The 18952-nt window shown below is 64.2% G+C and carries 16 protein-coding genes; 7 read left to right on the plus strand and 9 right to left on the minus strand.

Annotated elements, in window-relative coordinates:
- Nucleotides 1-20: 20 nt before the first annotated feature.
- The 3 genes from AC066S_RS07895 to AC066S_RS07905 are packed head-to-tail and all read left to right on the plus strand — an operon-like array spanning nt 21 to nt 3468.
- A complete protein-coding gene (locus AC066S_RS07895; RefSeq protein WP_126259724.1) occupies nt 21-1490 on the plus strand; it encodes a TadA family conjugal transfer-associated ATPase in 1470 nt (489 codons plus the stop codon).
- A gap of 16 nt (nt 1491-1506) precedes the next feature.
- On the plus strand, nt 1507-2484 hold the full coding sequence (locus AC066S_RS07900) for a type II secretion system F family protein (RefSeq protein ID WP_135170998.1): 978 nt from the start codon (nt 1507-1509) through the stop codon (nt 2482-2484).
- A 9-nt stretch (nt 2485-2493) separates the two neighbouring features.
- Nucleotides 2494-3468 carry a type II secretion system F family protein gene (locus AC066S_RS07905; RefSeq protein WP_126259722.1) on the plus strand — a complete coding sequence of 325 codons (975 nt, stop codon included), beginning with the start codon at nt 2494-2496 and terminating at the stop codon, nt 3466-3468.
- A 62-nt stretch (nt 3469-3530) separates the two neighbouring features.
- On the opposite strand, the gene AC066S_RS07910 is transcribed toward AC066S_RS07905, so the two are convergent.
- A complete protein-coding gene (locus AC066S_RS07910) occupies nt 3531-4346 on the minus strand; it encodes a tetratricopeptide repeat protein (RefSeq protein ID WP_135170999.1) in 816 nt (271 codons plus the stop codon).
- Nucleotides 4347-4535: 189 nt separating this feature from the next.
- Nucleotides 4536-4739, minus strand: a complete 204-nt coding sequence (locus AC066S_RS07915; RefSeq protein WP_126259720.1) for a hypothetical protein — start codon at nt 4737-4739, stop codon at nt 4536-4538.
- 200 nt (nt 4740-4939) lie between these two features.
- Between AC066S_RS07915 and AC066S_RS07920 the strand changes: the two genes are divergently transcribed.
- Nucleotides 4940-6313, plus strand: a complete 1374-nt coding sequence (locus AC066S_RS07920; protein WP_478269366.1) for a leucyl aminopeptidase family protein — start codon at nt 4940-4942, stop codon at nt 6311-6313.
- Nucleotides 6306-7148 carry a C40 family peptidase gene (locus AC066S_RS07925; RefSeq protein WP_478269367.1) on the plus strand — a complete coding sequence of 281 codons (843 nt, stop codon included), beginning with the start codon at nt 6306-6308 and terminating at the stop codon, nt 7146-7148. Before AC066S_RS07920 ends, AC066S_RS07925 begins: the two co-directional genes overlap by 8 nt.
- Nucleotides 7149-7154: 6 nt before the next feature.
- Here the strand turns inward: AC066S_RS07925 and AC066S_RS07930 are convergent, their stop codons facing one another.
- The 6 genes from AC066S_RS07930 to AC066S_RS07955 form a co-directional block, all read right to left on the minus strand.
- A complete protein-coding gene (locus tag AC066S_RS07930) occupies nt 7155-8792 on the minus strand; it encodes an ABC transporter ATP-binding protein (protein WP_478269368.1) in 1638 nt (545 codons plus the stop codon).
- A 4-nt stretch (nt 8793-8796) separates the two neighbouring features.
- Nucleotides 8797-9975, minus strand: a complete 1179-nt coding sequence (locus tag AC066S_RS07935) for an ABC transporter permease (RefSeq protein WP_126259717.1) — start codon at nt 9973-9975, stop codon at nt 8797-8799.
- Nucleotides 9975-11084, minus strand: a complete 1110-nt coding sequence (locus AC066S_RS07940; protein WP_126259716.1) for a microcin C ABC transporter permease YejB — start codon at nt 11082-11084, stop codon at nt 9975-9977. Before AC066S_RS07940 ends, AC066S_RS07935 begins: the two co-directional genes overlap by 1 nt.
- A gap of 2 nt (nt 11085-11086) precedes the next feature.
- Nucleotides 11087-12973 carry an extracellular solute-binding protein gene (locus AC066S_RS07945; RefSeq protein ID WP_478269369.1) on the minus strand — a complete coding sequence of 629 codons (1887 nt, stop codon included), beginning with the start codon at nt 12971-12973 and terminating at the stop codon, nt 11087-11089.
- A gap of 13 nt (nt 12974-12986) precedes the next feature.
- Nucleotides 12987-14903 (minus strand): extracellular solute-binding protein, encoded by a 1917-nt coding sequence (locus AC066S_RS07950; protein WP_478269370.1) that lies wholly within the window; start codon nt 14901-14903, stop codon nt 12987-12989.
- Between the two features lie 211 nt (nt 14904-15114).
- Complete coding sequence (locus tag AC066S_RS07955) at nt 15115-15666, minus strand: c-type cytochrome (protein ID WP_135171005.1); 552 nt, start codon at nt 15664-15666, stop codon at nt 15115-15117.
- 233 nt (nt 15667-15899) lie between these two features.
- Here AC066S_RS07955 and AC066S_RS07960 point away from each other — a divergent pair, with 233 nt between their 5' ends.
- Nucleotides 15900-16640, plus strand: a complete 741-nt coding sequence (locus tag AC066S_RS07960; RefSeq protein ID WP_126259712.1) for a 3-deoxy-manno-octulosonate cytidylyltransferase — start codon at nt 15900-15902, stop codon at nt 16638-16640.
- A gap of 21 nt (nt 16641-16661) precedes the next feature.
- The gene (locus AC066S_RS07965) at nt 16662-17522 is read left to right on the plus strand and encodes a prephenate dehydratase (RefSeq protein WP_126259711.1); all 861 of its coding nucleotides are present in this window, start codon (nt 16662-16664) and stop codon (nt 17520-17522) included.
- A gap of 92 nt (nt 17523-17614) precedes the next feature.
- Here AC066S_RS07965 and AC066S_RS07970 read toward each other — a convergent pair whose 3' ends face one another.
- Nucleotides 17615-18631, minus strand: coding sequence for an LLM class flavin-dependent oxidoreductase (locus AC066S_RS07970; protein ID WP_478269371.1), 1017 nt, complete (start codon nt 18629-18631; stop codon nt 17615-17617).
- Nucleotides 18632-18952 lie beyond the last annotated feature (321 nt).

Consider the following 18952-nt stretch of genomic DNA (forward strand, 5'->3'; position numbering starts at 1 on the left):
CCGCCGCATGGAGTTGTTAAGTGTTCGGTAAGCGTAGCGGAACAGACACCGACCTTCGGGCGCCCAGGCCCGGCGCCGTGTCGCTCGAGCCTGCCCCGGCTCCGGCGCCGACGGTGTCGCGCGCCCCGCCTCCGCCGGCCGTCGCCTCGCCGCCGCTTGCTCCCGCGAAGGCTCCGCCGCCCCCGGCCATGGAGAGCCGGCGTTCGGACAATTATTACGAGGTCAAAGCGACGATCTTCGGCGCGCTGATCGAGGCGATCGATCTCGCCCAGCTGGCCAAGCTGGATTCGGAATCCGCCCGCGAGGAAATCCGCGACATCGTCAACGAGATCATCGCGATCAAGAACATCGTGATGTCGATCGCCGAGCAGGAGGAGCTGCTCGACGACATCTGCAACGACGTTCTCGGCTACGGTCCGCTCGAGCCGCTGCTGTCGCGCGACGATATCGCCGACATCATGGTCAACGGCGCCAACACCGTCTACATCGAGGTCGCCGGCAAGATCCAGCGCACCGGCATCCGCTTTCGCGACAACCAGCAGCTCCTCAACATCTGCCAGCGCATCGTCAGCCAGGTCGGCCGGCGCGTCGACGAATCCTCGCCGATCTGCGACGCGCGCCTCGCCGACGGCTCCCGCGTCAACGCCATCGTGCCGCCGCTGTCGATCGACGGCCCGACGCTCACCATCCGCAAGTTCAAGAAGGACAAGCTGACGCTGGATCAGCTCGTCAAGTTCGGCGCGATCTCGCCGGAAGGCGCCGAGATCCTCCAGATCATCGGTCGCGTCCGCTGCAACGTGCTCATCTCCGGCGGTACAGGCTCGGGCAAGACGACGCTGCTCAACTGTCTGACCAATTACATCGAGCACGACGAGCGCGTCATCACCTGCGAAGACGCTGCCGAGCTCCAGCTCCAGCAGCCCCATGTGGTGCGTCTGGAGACCCGTCCGCCCAATATCGAGGGGGAGGGCCAGGTCACCATGCGCGAATTGGTGCGCAACTGCCTGCGTATGCGTCCCGAACGCATCATCGTCGGCGAAGTCCGCGGACCCGAGGCGTTCGACCTGCTCCAGGCCATGAACACCGGCCATGACGGGTCGATGGGCACGCTGCATGCCAACAACCCGCGCGAAGCGCTGTCGCGCTGCGAATCCATGATCACGATGGGCGGCTTTTCCCTGCCCTCGCGAACGATCCGCGAGATGATCTGCGCCTCGATCGACGTCATCGTCCAGGCCGCGCGCCTGCGCGACGGCTCGCGCCGCATCACCCACATCACCGAGGTGATGGGCATGGAAGGCGATACCATCATCACCCAGGACATCTTCCTCTACGACATGATCGGCGAGGATGCCAACGGCAAGATCATCGGCCGGCACCGCTCGACCGGTATCGGCCGTCCGAAGTTCTGGGAACGCGCCCGCTATTACGGCGAGGAGAAGCGCCTTGCCGCCGCGCTCGATGCCGCGGAAGTGGCGCCGACGACGTGAGCAGGTCAGCGACGCCATGAACATACAGGTCCTCGCCCTCGCATTTCTCGCCACCGCAGCGGTCGGCGGCATCGCCTGGGTCTTCCTCTATCCGCTGCTCTCCGGGGAACGGAAGGCGGAGAACCGGCGCGCCTCGATCTCGCGTGCCGACGCGCCGATGGCCAAGCAGAGCGAAAAGAGCCAGCGATCGCGCCGCGAGCAGGTCGAAACGTCGCTGAAGGATCTCGAGGCACGGCGTCAGCAGGAGAAGAGCGTTCCGCTCAACGTCCGCCTCTCCCAGGCCGGTCTGGACTGGACGCCGCAGAAATTCTGGATCGTGTCCGCCGTCGTGGCGGGCGTGCTGTTCGCGGCGGCCCTGTTCATCGGCGGCGGCCTGCTCGGCGCCGCCGGTCTCGCCTTTGCCGGAGGTTTTGGCCTGCCGCGCTGGGCCCTCGGCTTCCTGAAGAAGCGCCGGGAAGACAAGTTCCTGAAGGCACTGCCCGACGCGGTCGACGTCATCGTCCGCGGCATCAAGGCCGGCCTGCCGTTGTTCGAATCGATCAAGGTCGTCGCGGCCGATTCGCCCGAGCCGCTGCGCAGCGAATTCCTCGCCATCATCGAGACGCAGGCGATCGGCATGCCGCTGGGCGAGGCTTGCTCCCGGCTCTATGAGCGCATGCCGCTGCCCGAAGCCAACTTTTTCGGCATCGTCATCTCGATCCAGCAGAAATCGGGCGGCAACCTCTCCGAGGCGCTGGGCAACCTCTCCAAGGTGCTGCGCGACCGCAAGAAGATGAAAGAGAAGATCCAGGCGATGTCGATGGAAGCCAAGGCCTCGGCCGGCATCATCGGCTCGTTGCCGCCGATCGTGATGTTCCTCGTCTATCTCACGACGCCGCACTACATCTCGCTGCTTTGGACTCATCCCACCGGCCAGCTGATGCTGGTCGGCTGCGTCGTCTGGATGTCGATCGGCATCATGGTGATGAAAAAGATGATCAATTTCGACTTCTGACGGTGCCGCATGGTCGAGTTCCTCGTTTCGAAACTGCATGACGTCCGTTTCATGACCATGTTGCTGGCGGCCATCGCCGCCAGCGCCACCGTCTATACGCTGGTGATGCCGCTGTTCGCCGGCGAGGGACTCTCCAAGCGCATGAAGGCGGTCGCGAGCGAGCGTGAGCGCATTCGGCAGCGCGAGCGCGAGCGCCTTCACAAGAACGAAAAGGTCTCGCTGCGCCAGACACCGAAGCAACTCGTCTCCAAGGTCGTGGAGGACTTCAACCTCACCAAATGGCTCGCACAGGAGGCGGCGCGGGACAAGCTCATCATGGCCGGCTACCGCGGCCAGGCGCCCTACATCACCTTCCTGTTTGCCCGCTTGGTCACCCCGATCGTGCTCTTCGTCGGCTCGCTCCTCTACGTTTTCGTGATCGCGCACATGGACAGGCCGATGCCGATCAAGATCGGCATCTGCATCGGCGCGGCCTATCTCGGCCTCCAGGCGCCGATGCTGTTCCTCAAGAATGCGATCTCCAAGCGCCAGCTCTCGATCAAGCGCGCCTTTCCCGATGCACTCGATCTGCTCCTGATCTGTATCGAATCCGGCATGTCGGTCGAAATGGCGTTCCGGAAGGTCGCCACCGAAATCGTGGGACAGTCGATTGCGCTGTCGGAGGAGTTCACGCTGACCACGGCCGAATTGTCCTACCTGCAGGACCGCAAGGTCGCCTATGAGAATTTGGCGCGACGCACCGGGCTCGAGGGCGTCAAGTCGGTCTGTCTCGCGCTTCAGCAGGCGGAGCGCTACGGCACCCCGCTCGGCCAATCCTTGCGCGTCATGGCACAGGAAAACCGCGACATGCGAATGACCGAGGCCGAGAAGAAGGCGGCCGCGTTGCCGCCGAAACTGACGGTGCCGATGATCCTGTTCTTCCTGCCAGTGCTGTTCGTCGTCATTCTCGGACCGACCGGCATCAAGCTCACCGAGATGCAGTGACACAAGCCACCGACCGAGTGCGGTCCGTGGGACGGCTTCGATTGCTGAAGATCAGATCTTGATCAGTCGGGCTGGTTGAGCGAGGCCACCGGGGTCCGCTTCGGCCCGCCGCGATGATTGTCGCTGCGGCTCAGCATTTCCTTGAGATAAGTGACATTGGCCGCGGCCTGATCCGGCGGCAGATCCGCCTTCACGATGGTCTCGGCCTCCGCGAAGCGGCCCTGGAGACCGACGACGAGGCCGAGATTTTGCCGCACCCGGCTGCTGGCGCGCGGCGAGGCGTGGGCTTGCCGCAACGCCTCTTCGGCCTTGGGCAGATCCTTCGACAGCATGTATGACAGGCCGAGATTGGAAAGCACGCCAGGATCACCCGGCGCGATCTTGAGCGCGCTCGTATAATAGGAGCGCGCCTCCTCGTGACGGCCCATCTGGTCCAGCGCGGTGCCCTGCACCGAGAGCAGGCGCCAGTCCGGATTATCAGGCGAATGCGCCTTCGACAGGACGTCGTAGGCCTGCTGGAAATTGCCGTTGTCGGCGAGCGCGCGGCCATACTGCGCGAGCAGCGCCTTGTTGCCGGGATTGGCGATGGTCGCCTGCTCGAGCACGGCGGCGGCCTGGGCGCGTTGGCCGTTGGCGCGCAAGGCCTGGCCATAGGCCAGCGCGGCCTCGGCATCCCTGGGATTGGCCCGGTAGCGCTCGCCATAGACCTCGACGGCGCGCGCGGGATCGGTGGGAGCCGCCTCTGCCCGTGGTCCGCCGAGCGAGCCCGTCACGTCGGAGAGTTTCGACATGCCCGTGCAGCCGCCGAGGCCCATGGCGACCGCCGCGACCAGCGAGGTGGACGCAAGAAGCCGGGCGAGACTGAACCGTTGACGCATGACGCCTTGACTCTCGAGCCGATTGATCGAGCCGAACGCGCCAGCAATAGGCTGTTAACCCTAACGGCCGGTTAACGCCGCTTCCCGGCCCGTACCTCTCACGGCGACGTCTGCGGGGGTGCCTCCGCCGAGGTCGAGATCGGGGCCGAGCGCCCTCATCTGCCCGTTAGATGCCTCAGCATTGCCGCCTCAATATTCGATCGCGAGCCGCTTGCGGATTTCGTCGACGCGCTTGTCGAGCGCATCGAACCGCGCGTGGACCGAGCGGTCGTGGAGATAGAAGACGTAACCGCCGGCAAGGAGCGCGAAGATCCAGTGGTGGTGCTCGACATAGCCAAAGATCGCCTCGACGGCATGGCCGATGAACGTGACCACGCTCCACACGAATTCCATTGCATGTCCTCCCGGCGCGTTTGTCGTCGGCCGCCCGATCTCCAGCCCTGGCGACCATTGCCGGAACCTAGCATGGCCCCCTTGCCGCGAGTAGCGGTTCGCCGAAACGGTGACAGCAAAGCCGATTGCAGCCGCGGCGAAACTCTGCGAAGTCTCGTCCGTTCGCATGACCCGTTTGATCCGACGATCCGGACCCGCCAATGCCTGCTGTCTTCGAGACGTCATCCACCGCCATCCCGATCACGTTCGTCACGAAATCGAGCTGGGATCAGGTCGCCGAGGCGCTGCCGCCGGCGCAGCGCCAGTTCGCCACTTCATGCGCCTTTGCTGCCAAGCCCGGCGGTTATCTCGCGCTGCCCGCGCCCGATGGCGCGATCGCCCAGGTGCTGTTCGGCCTGGACGACGACACTGCAAGATCGCGCGACCTGTTCCGGCCCGGCGCCCTGCCCGGCCTGCTGCCGCCGGGCACTTATCGCTTTGCCAATGCGCCACACGATACACGGCTGGCGGCGCTCGCTTTCGCGCTCGGCACCTACCGTTTTGCGCGCTACCGCAAGGCTGACAGGCCTGAGGTCCGGCTGGTGCCGCCTGATGGCGTCGATCCGGCCGAGATCGAGCGGATCGCCAATGCGGCGATGCTGGCGCGCGACCTCATCAACACGCCCTCCAACGACATGGGGCCGGAAGAGCTCGCGGCCGCCGCGCAAGACCTCGCCGTGGAGTTCGGCGCGAGCTTTTCCTGCACCATCGGCGAGGAGCTGGAGAAGCACTTCCCGCTGATCCATGCCGTCGGCATGGCGTCGAGCCGCGCGCCGCGGCTGATCGACATCGGCTGGGGCGATCCCGATCATCCCAAGGTGACGCTGGTCGGCAAGGGCGTCTGCTTCGACACCGGCGGGCTCGACCTGAAACCGTCGAGCGGCATGCTGATCATGAAGAAGGACATGGGCGGCGCTGCCAACGTGCTGGCGCTGGCGCGCATGGTGATGGACGCGAAGCTGAAGGTGCGGCTGCGCGTGCTGATTCCGGCGGTGGAGAATGCCGTCGCCGGCAATGCCTTCCGCCCGCTCGACATCTTCACCTCGCGCAAGGGCATCACCGTCGAGATCGGCAACACCGACGCGGAAGGACGCCTGGTGCTCGCCGACGCGCTGGCGCTGGCCGACGAGGAGAAGCCCGACCTGCTGGTCGACCTGGGCACGCTGACCGGCGCGGCGCGTGTCGCGCTGGGACCGGATCTGCCGCCCTTCTACACCAATGATGAGACCCTTGCCGCCGACCTTGCGCGTTGCGCGGTGAAGGAGAACGATCCGTTGTGGCGCATGCCGCTGTGGCCGCCTTACGACAAGTGGCTGGACTCCAAGACGGCCACGATCACCAACGCGCCGTCGGGCGGCTTTGCCGGCTCGATCACCTGCGCGCTGTTCCTGCAGCGCTTCGTCGAACACGCCGGGAGCTGGCTGCATGTCGACATCTACGGCTGGACACCGTCGGCCAAGCCCGCACGCCCCGAAGGCGGCGAGTGCCAGGCCGCGCGCGCCATCTACACCTTGCTGAGCGAGCGCTATGCATGATCCGCGAATAACGCCGGCGCGGGGCGACCTTGCCGCGAAATATCTCGAAGGCAAGGTGCAGGCCGATCGCTTCGTCGAGGGCCGGGAGTTCGAGGTGGTCGAGCCGGTCGCGCCGGTGCGCGAGCAGCCGTCCTCGAGCGCAATGCTGATGACGGAAGCCCTGCGCGGCGAACGCGTCACGGTCTACGACCGCAACGGCGAGGGTTGGGCGTGGGGCCAGCTCAACGGCGATGGCTATGTCGGCTGGCTGCCGGATGCGGCGCTCGTGACGCCATCGGCCGCCCCGACTCACGTGGTCAGCGCATTGCGGACGTTTGCCTTCCCCGGCCCCTCGATCAAGCTGCCGCCAGCCGAGACGCTGGTGATGGGATCCAGGCTCGCCGTGGCACGCGAGGACGGCAGCTTCGCCGTGACGCGCGACGGCAGATATCTGCCGAAAACGCATCTCGCCCCGCTCGATCAACGCGAGCCGGACTTCGTCGCAATCGCCGAGCGCTTCGTCGGCACGCCCTATCTCTGGGGCGGCAAGAGCAGTCTTGGCATCGATTGCTCCGGCCTCGTCCAAGTCTCTCTGACGGCAGCAGGGATCGGCTGCCCGCGCGACAGCGACATGCAGCTGGCCGGTCTCGGCCGCGCACTGGAGCCGCATGAGCGAAGCAGCTTGCAGCGCGGCGATCTGATCTTCTGGAAGGGCCACGTCGCCATCGTCCGCGACGGCAGCACCATGGTTCACGCCAACGCGCATCACATGGCGACCGTGATCGAGCCGATCGAGCCGGCCATCGCGCGGATCAAGGCGGCCGGCAGCGAGGTCGCTGCGATCAAGCGGCTCTAACGGGGCTTACGTCGCCACCGAGCCGTTCCCCGCCGTCTCCAGCCGGAACGCCGCCGCGAACAGCGCACGCGTATAATCGCTCTTCGGATGCTTGAACAGCTCGGCGGCCTGGCCCTCTTCGACCACCTTGCCGCCGCGCATCACGATCAAATGGCTCGCAAGCGAGGCGACGACGCGTAGATCGTGCGAGATGAACATGTAGGTGAGCTCGCGCTTGCGCTGGAGCTCGCGCAACAGATCGACCATCTGCGCCTGGAACAGCATGTCGAGCGCGCTGGTCGGCTCGTCCAGCACGACGAAATCCGGCTCCAGCACCGCCGCGCGCGCGATGCTGATGCGCTGGCGCTGGCCGCCGGAGAATTCGTGGGGATAGCGGAAGCGGGTATCGGGCTTCAGCCCGACGTCTTCCAGCGCCTTGACGACGCGCGCGTCACGCTCCTCCCGCGACAGCTTCGGCTGATGCACGGTGAGGCCTTCGGCGATGATATCGGCGATCGACATGCGCGGTGAGAGCGAGCCGAACGGATCCTGAAACACGATCTGCATGTCGCGCCGGAACGGGCGCATCTCCTTGAAGCGCAGGCCCTGGATGTCTTTCCCTAAGAACACGATGCGTCCGTTCGAGGAGATCAGGCGCAACAATGCCAACCCCAGCGTGGTCTTGCCCGAGCCGGATTCGCCGACCACACCGAGCGTCTCGCCCTTGCGCACGGCGAGGCTGACCCCGTCGACCGCCTTGATGTGGCCGACCGTCTTGCGCATCAGGCCGCGCTTGATCGGAAACCACACCTTCAGATCGCTGGCCGACATCACCACCGGCGCGTCCGGCTGCGGCGGCGCCGGATCCGGCTTCGGCTCCGCCGCGAGCAGGTCGCGCGTATAGGGATGCTTCGGCGTCCTGAAGACCTGCTCGACCGGCCCCTGCTCGACGATCTCGCCGTTCTTCATGACGCAGACGGTGTCGGCGATGCGGCGCACGATGCCGAGATCGTGGGTGATGAAGAGCAGGCTCATGCCGAGCCGCGAGCGGATCTCGGCGAGCAGCGCCAGGATCTGCGCCTGCACGGTGACGTCGAGCGCCGTGGTCGGCTCGTCCGCGATCAACAGATCCGGCTCGTTGGCGAGCGCCATCGCGATCATCACACGCTGGCGCTGACCGCCGGAAAGCTGATGCGGATAGCTCCTCAGCCGCGTCTCGGGCTCGGGAATGCCGACCTGCGTCAGCAGTTCCAGCGTTCGTCTGCGCACCTCGGCATTGCCGGTCGGATTGTGCAGCTGGATGATCTCGCCGATCTGCGCCTCGATCGTGTGCAACGGATTGAGCGAGGTCATCGGCTCCTGGAAGATGATGGAGATATCGCTGCCTCTGACCTCCCGCATCTTCTGCTCGGAGCGGTCGATCAGCTCCTGCCCCTTGAAGCGGATGCTGCCCGAGGGGTGCGAGGCGTTCGGATAGGGCAGCAGCTTGAGGATCGAGAGCGCGCTGACCGACTTGCCGGAGCCGGATTCGCCGACCAGCGCCAGGCATTCGCCGCGCTTGATCTGGAACGAGACCTTGTCGACCGCGAGCGTGGTGGCGCCGCCCTGGTGGAAAGCCACCGAGAGGTCGCGAACGGCAAGCAGGGGCTGGTTGATCGCGTCCATGACCTTACCTGAACGTCTTGCGCGGATCGAAGGCGTCGCGCACCGCTTCGCCGATGAAGATCAGCAGCGACAGCATGATCGCGACCGAGAAGAAGCCGGAGAAGCCGAGCCAGGGCGCCTGCACGTTGGATTTGGCCTGCGACAGCAATTCGCCCAGCGAAGGCGATCCCGGCGGCAGGCCGAAGCCCAGGAAATCGAGCGCTGTCAACGTCATCACCGAGCTCGACACGATGAAGGGCAGGAACGTCATGGTCGCAACCATCGCATTCGGCAGCAGGTGGCGGAACATGATGACCGGGTTGGACACGCCGAGCGCCCGCGCCGCCTGGATATATTCGAAGTTGCGCCCGCGCAGGAATTCTGCCCGCACGAGACCGACCAGCGAGACCCAGGAGAACAGCAGCAGGATACCGAGCAGCACGAAGAAGCCGGGCACAAGCACCGAGGACAGGATCAGGAGAAGATAGAGCGAGGGAATCGCCGTCCAGATCTCGATGAAGCGCTGAAAGATCAGGTCGACCCGACCGCCGAAATAGCCCTGCACCGCGCCCGCGGCGATACCGATGACGGACGAGATGATGGTGAGGCAGAGGCCGAACAGCACCGAGATGCGGAAGCCATAGATCAGCCGCGCGACGACGTCGCGGCCCTGATCGTCCGTGCCGAGCCAGTTGTATTCGAGGTCGCGGCAGCTCCTCAGCCCTTTCTTCTCCACCACCGGCTGGCACTGCTTTTCGGTCAGCATCCAGGTCGGCGGCGACGGCGCCGGCGTCGGCAGGTCGAGATTGTGGGTGTCGTAGGAATAGCGGATCAGCGGCCAGACGATGATGCCGTTCTTGTCCTTGATCAGCTTCTGCAAATAGGGGTCGCGATAGTCGGCCGCCGTCTCGAAATCGCCGCCGAAGGTGGTTTCGGAATAGGTCACGAAAGCGGGCCAATAGAGACGGCCGTCGAACTTGATCAGGAAGGGCCGGTCGTTGGCGATCAGCTCGGCGAACAGCGAGACCACGAACAGGGCGATGAAGATCCAGAACGACCAGTAGCCGCGGCGGTTGGCCTTGAAGTTCTGCCAGCGCCGCCTGTTGAGCGGCGAAGGCGCGAACGGCTTGCGCGTGATCGGAACGGCATCGCCGAGCGGCGACTTCGCTGTGGTCTCGATCGGCGTCGGCGCGGTGATCGTCATCAGACCTCCCGTGCCTCGAAATCGATCCGGGGGTCGATCCACATATAGGTCAGGTCGGAGATCAGGTTGATCACGAGGCCGACCAGCGAAAAGATGTAGAGTGTGCCGAACACCACGGGATAGTCGCGGTTGAGCACGCTCTCGAAGCTGAGCAGCCCCAGCCCGTCCAGCGAGAAGATAGTCTCGATCAGAAGCGAGCCGGAGAAGAAGGCGTGGATGAAGGTGCTGGGAAAGCCCGCGATGACAATCAGCATCGCGTTGCGAAAGACGTGACCATAGAGCACCTGATTCTCGCTGCAGCCTTTGGCGCGCGCGGTCATGACGTATTGCTTGCGGATCTCGTCCAGGAACGAGTTCTTGGTCAGGAACGCCATGGTGGTGAACGCGCCGAGGCCCATGGCAATCAGCGGCAGCGTCAGATGCCAGAAATAATCGACGATCTTCCAGTACCACGGAAATTGCGACCAGCCGTCCGAGGTCAGCCCACGCAGCGGGAACCAGTTGAAGAACGAGCCGCCGGCAAACAGGATGATCAGCAGGATCGCGAACAGAAAGCCGGGGATTGCATAGCCGAGCACGAGCACGGTCGAGGTCCAGGTGTCGAACCGCGCCCCGTCATTCACGGCCTTGCGAATGCCGAGTGGGATCGAGATCAGGTAGGTCAGAAGTGTCAGCCAGATCCCCAGCGAGATCGAGACCGGCAGCTTTTCCTTGATGAGCTGGAGCACGCTGACGTCGCGGAAATAGCTCTTGCCGAAATCGAAGCGGGCGAAATTCCAAACCATCAGCGCGAAGCGTTCCGGCGCCGGCTTGTCGAAGCCGAACTGTGCCTCGAGCTTCTTGATGAAATCAGGATCGAGACCCTGCGCGCCGCGATATTTCGAGTTGATGGCATCGCCGCCGGCGCCGACCTGCCCCGGCGCGCGCTGCGCAAAGTCACTGCCGCCCGAAATGCGCGAGGTGCCGCCGGTATCGGCCCCCGAGAGTTGTGCGATCACGCGCTCGACCGGGCCGCCCGGCGCGAACTGCACGACGACGAAGGAGACGAAGAGGATTCCGAGCAGGGTCGGAATCATCAGGAGGATACGGCGGGCGATATAGGCGCTCATGATTATTTCGCCTGCTCGAGCTTGGCGGCCTTGGCGGGTTCATGCCACCAGATGTCGGGGGCGCCGACGCCGTTGGCATAACGCGGCAGCCTCGGTGGATGGCCGAACTGGTCCCAATAAGCCAGCCGGTGCGTCTTGTTGTACCATTGCGGCACCCAATAGCGGCCGGCGCGGAACAGGCGGTCGAAGGCGCGGCAGGCGACGGTCAGCTCTTCGCGGCTGTCGGCCGCCATGATCTTCTCGATCATGGCGTCGATCGCCGGGCTGGCGACGCCAGCGAGATTGTACGAGCCCTTGGTGTTCGCGACCTGCGAGGAGAAGAACGCGCGCATGGCATCGCCAGGCGTCGCCGACATGCTGAAGCGCTGGATCGTCATATCGAAGTCGAAGTCATCCTGGCGCGCCCTGTGCTGCACCGGATCGACGACGCGCACATTCGCTTCGATACCGAGCGTCGCGAGATTCTTGATGTAGGGCGCATGGTGGGGCTGGAAGGAGGGCTCATCCAGCAGGAACTCGATTCTGAAGACCTCGCCGTTCGGCAGGACGCGCTTGCCGTCCTTGATTGGCACGCCGGCTTCGGTCAGCAATTGCTGGGCCCTGCGCAACAAGCTGCGGTCTTGTCCGGAGCCGTCCGTGACCGGAGGCGTGAACGGAGCGGTGAAGACGTCGTCAGGAACCTGACCGCGGAATGGCTCGAGCAGCTTCAGCTCTTCCGGCGAAGGCGGCGCATTGCCCGCCATGAGGTCCGAGTTCTGGAACGGCGACACCGTACGGGCATAGGCGCCGTACATGATGGTCTTGTTGGTCCATTCAAAATCGAAGGCATCGATCAGGGCCTCGCGCACGCGCGGGTCTTTGAACTTGTCGCGCCGGGTATTGATGAACCAGCCTTGCGCACCGGAGGGCGTATCGTCGGGCACAACCTCCATCTTGACACGACCGTCCTTGACGGCCGGGAAATCATAGCGCGTCGCCCAGATGCGCGAGGTGAATTCCTCTCGGTAGAGATAGTTCTTGCCGGTGAAACCCTCGAAGGCGACGTCGCGGTCGCGGTAGAATTCATAGCGCACGACGTCGAAATTGTAGCTGCCGCGGCAGGGCGGCAGATCGGCCGCCCACCAGTCCTTGACCCGCTCGAACTCGATGTAGCGATTGACCTCGAACCGGCCGACCTTGTACGGACCGGAGCCGAGCGGAACATCCAGCGTCGATTCATCGAACGGCCGCGACGTGTAATACGCTTTCGAAAAGATCGGCAGTCCGGCGACATAGAGCGGCACGTCGCGCGCGCGTCCCTTGGCAAAGGTGACGACGAGCGTCGCATCGTCGATCGCTTCCACGCTCACCACGTCGCGCATCTGCACGGTGATCAGCGGGTGGCCCTTGGCCTTCAGCGTCGTCAGCGAGAACGCCGCGTCGTGCGCGGTGAGCTTGGTGCCGTCGTGGAATTTTGCCTCCGGCCGTATCGTGAAGCGATAGACCAGCCTGTCCGGCGATATCTGCACGGATTTGGCGGCAAGTCCGTACATCGCGTCCGGTTCGTCGTTCGCGCGGACCATCAGCGGCGAAAACGTCATGTCCATGCCTTGCGCGCCATCGCCCTTGAGAATGAAGGAGTTGAGCGAGTTGAAGGTCTGGTAGGACTGGTTGTGCGATTTCGTTGACGGGATGAGCGAGAACGTACCGCCCTTCGGCGCATCGACGTTGACGTAGTCGAAATGGTGGAAGTCGGCGGGATATTTGAGATCGCCAAACGCCGAGATGCCGTGAGCTTCAACCCCGGCTTCCGATGCATGCGCGCGACGGATCGGCCGCGCACCCAGCGACACCCCGAGGGCGCCGCCGACACCAATGGTCAGCACATGGCGGCGTGACATCTGCGTCATGCGGGAATATCCTTCACGACTTCTTTGCGATCCGTGCCGCCTTGTCTGCGTCGTACCACCAGATGAACGGGAAGCCGGATTGGCCGTATTTGGGCAGTTCCGAGGGCCGCCCAAAGCGATCCCAGCGGGCGGTGCGGACCTTGTTGTAGGTCCACTGCGGCACGACGTAGTGATTCCACAGCAGCACGCGGTCAAGCGCCTTGGTAGCCGCGACGAGATCATCACGATCGGTGGCGTAGATCACCCGTTCGATCAGCTTGTCGATCGCCGGGTTCTTGATGCCGGCAATGTTGCGGGAGCCGGCGATATCAGCCGATTTGGACGACCAGAACTCGCGCTGCTCGTTGCCCGGCGACTGCGACTCGCCCCACGAGTTGGTGACGATGTCGAAATCCCACTCGCGTGTCCTGTTCTCGTACTGGGTCGGATCGACCGTCCGAACGCTGACGGCAATGCCGAGCCGCTCCAGCGACGGCTTATAGAACAGCGTGATCCGCTCGAAGCTGGGATCCGAATTCAGCAATTCGAGAGTGAACTGGGCGCCGGTCTTGACGTCGACCAGCTTGCGGTCGCGCACCTCGTAGCCGGCCTCCTTGAACAGGCGCAGCGCCTCGCGCAGATTGTCGCGCACGGCTTCCGGATTGCCGCCGACCGGATTGGTGTAGGCCGTGGTGAAGACTTCGGGCGGGACCTGGGCGCGGACGGTCTCGAGGATCTCGAGCTCCTTGCCCTGCGGCACGCCGGTTGCCATGAGCTCGTCGATGCCGTCGAAATAGCTGCTGACGCGCTTGTACTGGCCGAAGAATATCTGCTTGTTCATCTCCTCGAAGTCGAACGCATAGTTGAGCGCACGCCGCACGCGCGGATCGCTGAACTTGCCGCGGCGCAGGTTCGGCACGAAGGCCTGCATCACGCCCGAGCTGCGATTGGCGAATTCCTCGAGGATCACGCGCTTTTCGGTCACGGCCGGGAAATCGTAGGCGGTCGCCCAGTTCTTCGCGCTGTTCTCGGTGCGCCAATCGACCTGGTCGGCCTTGAAAGCCTCGATCGCCACGGTGGCGTCGCGGAAATATTCGTAGCGCAGCTCGTCGAAATTGTTGCGGCCGACATTGGCAGGCAGGTCGCGGCCCCAATAATCCTTGACGCGCTCCAGCGCGATCGATCGTCCCGCCACGAAGTCCTTGATCCTGTAGGGACCGGAGCCGAGCGGCACTTCGAGCGTGGTCGCCGAAACATCCCGCTTGCGGCCCTGCGCGTCCGTCCCCTCCCACCAATGCTTCGGCAGGACCGTGAGCTGGCCCACGATCTGCGGCAGCTCGCGGTTGCCCGGCGCATCGAATACGAATTTCACCTCGCGTTCGCCAACCTTCTCAGCCCGGACCACATGGCTGTAATAGGCCGAGTACATCGGGTGGTGCTTCTTGAAGGAATCGAGCGAGAAGATCACGTCATCGGCGGTGACCGGCTTGCCGTCGTGCCATTTGGCCTCCGGCCGCAAGCGGTAGGTGACGAAGGAGAAATCATCGGGATGGCTGACGGCCTCGGCCAGCGCGCCGTACTCGGTCGAGACCTCGTCGAGCGAGGCCGTCATCAGGGATTCGTAGATGAATGCGACCGCGCCTGCGACCTGCCCCTTCACGCCCGACACGACGATGTTGAAATTGTCGAAGGTGCCGACGGCAATCTGGCGGGCGACGCCGCCCTTGGGCGCTTCCGGATTGACGTAGTCGAAGCGCTTGAAATCCGCGGGGTACTTGACCTTCCCGAACAGCGACAGGGCATGACGCCAAGGCAATTTGCTGGAAGCCAGCTCAGTGGCGGATTGCGCCTGCGCTGTGCCGATGGCGGCAACGCCCGCCACGGAACCGAGGACGGGAAGCGCTGCGGCCGCAGTGCCGGTGAGCAGGAGATCGCGTCGGGTAATGGCCAAATCAACATCCCTGTCTTGAAGGAGACTACTCCTTTAAGTTCCCAATATAGGCGAGGTTTCGACGGAATATGTTGCTTTTTCCTCATCTTGAAAGGCCGGACGGCCCGTCAGATGCGGCCAAACGCCCCGATAAATTCACCGGGAGGCCCGGATACGAAAACGGCCAGGCTTCTCAGCCTGGCCGCCTATTCCAAGACAGGTTGTTGAGGCCTTACTTCGACGCGGTCGGCAGCGGCTGGGGATGCTCCGACAGCGAATTCAGATAGGCGATGACATCGGCGCGCTCGGAATCCTTCTGGATGCCGGCGAAGCCCATCGCGGTGCCCGGGATGAAGCCCTTCGGATTGGCGATGAACTTGTTGAGGTCGTCGAACGTCCAGTTGCCGCCCTTGGCCTTGATGGCGGCCGAGAAGTTGAAGCCACCACGACCCTGGCCCTTCGGCTCGCCGACGACGCCATAGAGGTTCGGGCCGACCCGATTCGGGCCACCCTTCTCGAAGGTGTGGCAGGCGCCGCACTTCTTGGCGGCCGCCGCGCCCTTCTCGATGGAAGCGGTCTGGAGCAGCTTTTCGATCGGCTCGGACGGTGCGGCCGCGGCGCCTCCCTTGCCATGGCCGGCATCTTCCTTGACCGCGATCTCGAAGCCCGGCTTTTCCGGCATCTTGGGGGAGAACAGCGCATTCGCGGTGAAGCTCGTCACCAGCAGGAAGAGACAGGTGCCGAGCACGGCACCGAGAATTTTATTGAGTTCGAAAGAGTCCATTTCCGGCCAGGCCCCACACCGCAAGAAGGATCGAGCGGCCGGGCGGCCGCCAGGACGAGCCTCGGGAGAATCAACCGTTCCCTATCGTTTCCCCGAGTTTTGCCATTGAGATATCGGTTTGCCCGGGGTCTGGCAACCCGTATAAGCGAGCCGGCTTCAGGCCCGTCCCCACTCCCTTTCTGGGCGCGAAAAACGCCCCGTTTCCAGGCCCTTGACCCCAAGAACTTGAATCCATGATCGACCCTCGCTTCCTGGTGCTGATCCCGGCCCGCATGGCCGCCACCCGCCTGCCCGGCAAGCCGCTCGCCGATATCGCGGGCCTGCCGATGATCGTCCACGTGCTGCGCCGCGCCGAGGCCGCCGCCATCGGCCGGGTCGCGGTTGCAACCGACACGCCGGAGATCGCCTCGGTCGTGGCCGCCCATGGCGGCGAGGCGGTGATGACCCGCCCCGATCACCCATCCGGCTCCGACCGCATCCATGAGGCCATGCAGAAGCTCGATCCCGAGGGCAAGGCCGAGATCGTGGTCAATCTCCAGGGAGATTTCCCAACCATCACGATCGACAACATCCGCGAGGTGCTGCCTCCCCTGCAAGACCCGGCCGTGGACATCGCGACCCTGGCCTCGCAGATTCATACCGAGGAAGAGGACCTCGCGCCGAGCGTGGTGAAGGCGATCGGAACCTCGCTTGGCGGCAGGCGGATGCGCGCGCTTTATTTTACCCGCGCGACCGCCCCTTACGGCGACGGACCGCGTTACCACCATATCGGGCTCTATGCCTACCGCCGCGCCGCTCTGGAGCGCTACGTCTCGCTTCCGCCGTCTCCGCTGGAATTGCAGGAGAAGCTCGAGCAGCTCCGCGCGCTGGAGGCCGGAATGCGCATCGACTTCACCATCGTGGATACAGTGCCCCGCGGAGTTGATACGCCGGCGGACCTGGAAACCGCCCGCAGCATCCTTTCCAAATCCTGAGCCGCTGTTACAAGGCCGATCATGAGCAAGATGAAGATCGCATTCCAGGGCGAACCCGGAGCCAATTCCCACATCGCCATCGTCGAGGCCTATCCCGAGGCCGAGCCGATGCCCTGCGCTACCTTCGAGGACGCGCTGTCGGCGATCTCGTCGGGCGAGGCCGATCTCGGCATGATCCCGATCGAGAATTCGGTGGCCGGCCGCGTCGCCGACATCCATCATCTCCTGCCGGCCTCCGGCCTCTTCATCATCGGTGAGTGGTTTCTCCCCGTTCGGCATCAGCTGATGGCGGTGAAGGGGACCAGGCTCGAAGACATCAGGAGCGTCGAGAGCCATGTGCATGCGCTCGGCCAGTGCCGCCGCATCATCCGCAAGCTCGGCATCAAGCCGATCGTGCACGCCGATACCGCCGGCAGCGCCCGCGACATCTCGGAACGCAAGGACAAGACCGTCGCGGCGATCGCCTCGCGCCTCGCCGCAAAGATCTACGGCCTCGACATCCTCGCCGATGACATCGAGGACGAGGCCCACAACACCACGCGATTCGTGGTGCTGGCACGCGAGCCGAGATGGGCCGCGCAGGGCTCCGGCCCGCTGGTCACGACGTTCGTTTTCCGGGTGCGCAATTTGCCGGCCGCGCTCTACAAGGCGCTCGGCGGCTTTGCCACCAACGGCGTCAACATGACCAAGCTCGAAAGCTACATGATCGACGGCAACTTCTTCGCCACGCAGTTCTATGCCGACGTCGACGGCCACCCCGAGGACAAGGGCCTCGCCTTCGCCATCGAGGAGCTGAAATTCTTCTCGCGCGAATTCCGCATCGTCGGCGTATATCCGGGACATCCGTTCCGCGCGACGTTCAGCGAATCGCAGCAGGGTTGATGGCGTCGTTCCGGGGCACGCGAAAGCGTGAACCCGGAACCTCGAGATTCCGGGTTCGATGCTTCGCATCGCCCCGGAATGACAATCAATGACTAAGCTGCCCTCTTCACCAACCCGAACGCCTCCGCCAGCAGCGAATAGGACTTCTTCCGCGCCTCGTGATCGTACACGGCGGTGATGACCATCAGTTCGTCCGGCTTGCTCGCGTCGATCAACGGCTGCAGCTTCCTCTGCACGGTCGCGGGGCTGCCGACGAACAGGCGGGAACGGTTGCGCAGGATCGAGGTGCGCTCGGCGTCGGAGTAGGGATAGGCCAGCGCCTCCTCGACGCTCGGCAACGGCAGGTATTGGCCGCGGTCGCGGCGCAGCCGGTTGAGGTCGAACGAGCTGGCGAGCCGTTCGGCCTCCGCATCGCTATCGGCCGCGATGACGGCAACCGCGAGGATCGCATGCGGGTCCGCACGCCAGGCCGAGGGCTGGAAGCGGTTGCGGTAATGCACCATCGCATCGATCGCATCGTGGGACGCGAAGTGATGGGCGAAGGCGAAGCCCATGCCGATCTGCGCGGCCAGCTCCGAGGAATAATCGCTGGAGCCGAGCAGCCAGATCGGCGGCAGGGCCGTGTCGTCGGGCATGGCGACGACGTTGTTGTAGGGGTGTCCGGCAGGGAATTCGCGGGTCTGCCACAGAATCAACTCGTGCAGGCGCTCCAGGAAATCGTCGCCCTCGCGCCGATCGAGCCGGCTGCGCAGCGCGTAGGCCGTCGCACCATCGGTGCCGGGAGCGCGACCAAGGCCAAGGTCAATGCGGCCGGGAAACAGCGCCTCCAGCATCTTGAAGCGCTCGGCCACCACCAGCGGGGCGTGGTTGGGCAGCATCACCCCGCCGGAGCCGACGCGGATGTGCTTCGTTACCGCAGCGATCTGGCCGATCATGACGTCGGGCGCAGGACTCGCGACGGAAGCGAGGTTGTGGTGCTCGGCGAGCCAATAGCGGACATAGCCGAGGTCATCGACATGGCGCGCGAGGTCGATGCTGTTGCGCAGCGCCGCGGCGGGCTTGGTGCCGGTGGTGACGACGGAGAGGTCGAGAATTGAGAGCGGGATCATGGTGCCTTAACCTAACGAAGGGCCGTGCGGCGGCAATGGCAGGCTGCGCAGGTCAGGGGGTACGGAGGGACGGGTCGTCGCGGAAGACGGCAGTTGGGACGGATTACATCCGCAGCATAGAAACTTCATCCTGCCCACCGATAGAATTGATCTTGTGAATGCGCCTGAATCACATAAATCCGTTATATTACAATGCATTAGTCCAATCCGCTTTCCTTCCCACGACAATGCCATCCAGCATCAAATTTCATGCTTTCCATGCATTAGTGGGCTACTTCCCATCATCGATGGGCTGTCGACCGAACCGCCTTTGCCTTATCT

It is taken from the genome of Bradyrhizobium sp. CFUWI (assembly GCF_056429085.1).

Coding starts and splice junctions, on each gene's coding strand:
- AC066S_RS07910 (WP_135170999.1), bottom strand. CDS start 4,346: ATGCGTCAACGGTTCAGTCTCGCCCGGCTTCTTGCGTCCACCTCGCTG.
- AC066S_RS07900 (WP_135170998.1), top strand. CDS start 1,507: ATGAACATACAGGTCCTCGCCCTCGCATTTCTCGCCACCGCAGCGGTC.
- AC066S_RS07920 (WP_478269366.1), top strand. CDS start 4,940: ATGCCTGCTGTCTTCGAGACGTCATCCACCGCCATCCCGATCACGTTC.
- AC066S_RS07955 (WP_135171005.1), bottom strand. CDS start 15,666: ATGGACTCTTTCGAACTCAATAAAATTCTCGGTGCCGTGCTCGGCACC.
- AC066S_RS07930 (WP_478269368.1), bottom strand. CDS start 8,792: ATGGACGCGATCAACCAGCCCCTGCTTGCCGTTCGCGACCTCTCGGTG.
- AC066S_RS07945 (WP_478269369.1), bottom strand. CDS start 12,973: ATGACGCAGATGTCACGCCGCCATGTGCTGACCATTGGTGTCGGCGGC.
- AC066S_RS07940 (WP_126259716.1), bottom strand. CDS start 11,084: ATGAGCGCCTATATCGCCCGCCGTATCCTCCTGATGATTCCGACCCTG.
- AC066S_RS07965 (WP_126259711.1), top strand. CDS start 16,662: ATGAGCAAGATGAAGATCGCATTCCAGGGCGAACCCGGAGCCAATTCC.
- AC066S_RS07960 (WP_126259712.1), top strand. CDS start 15,900: ATGATCGACCCTCGCTTCCTGGTGCTGATCCCGGCCCGCATGGCCGCC.
- AC066S_RS07925 (WP_478269367.1), top strand. CDS start 6,306: ATGCATGATCCGCGAATAACGCCGGCGCGGGGCGACCTTGCCGCGAAA.
- AC066S_RS07970 (WP_478269371.1), bottom strand. CDS start 18,631: ATGATCCCGCTCTCAATTCTCGACCTCTCCGTCGTCACCACCGGCACC.
- AC066S_RS07915 (WP_126259720.1), bottom strand. CDS start 4,739: ATGGAATTCGTGTGGAGCGTGGTCACGTTCATCGGCCATGCCGTCGAG.
- AC066S_RS07935 (WP_126259717.1), bottom strand. CDS start 9,975: ATGACGATCACCGCGCCGACGCCGATCGAGACCACAGCGAAGTCGCCG.
- AC066S_RS07905 (WP_126259722.1), top strand. CDS start 2,494: ATGGTCGAGTTCCTCGTTTCGAAACTGCATGACGTCCGTTTCATGACC.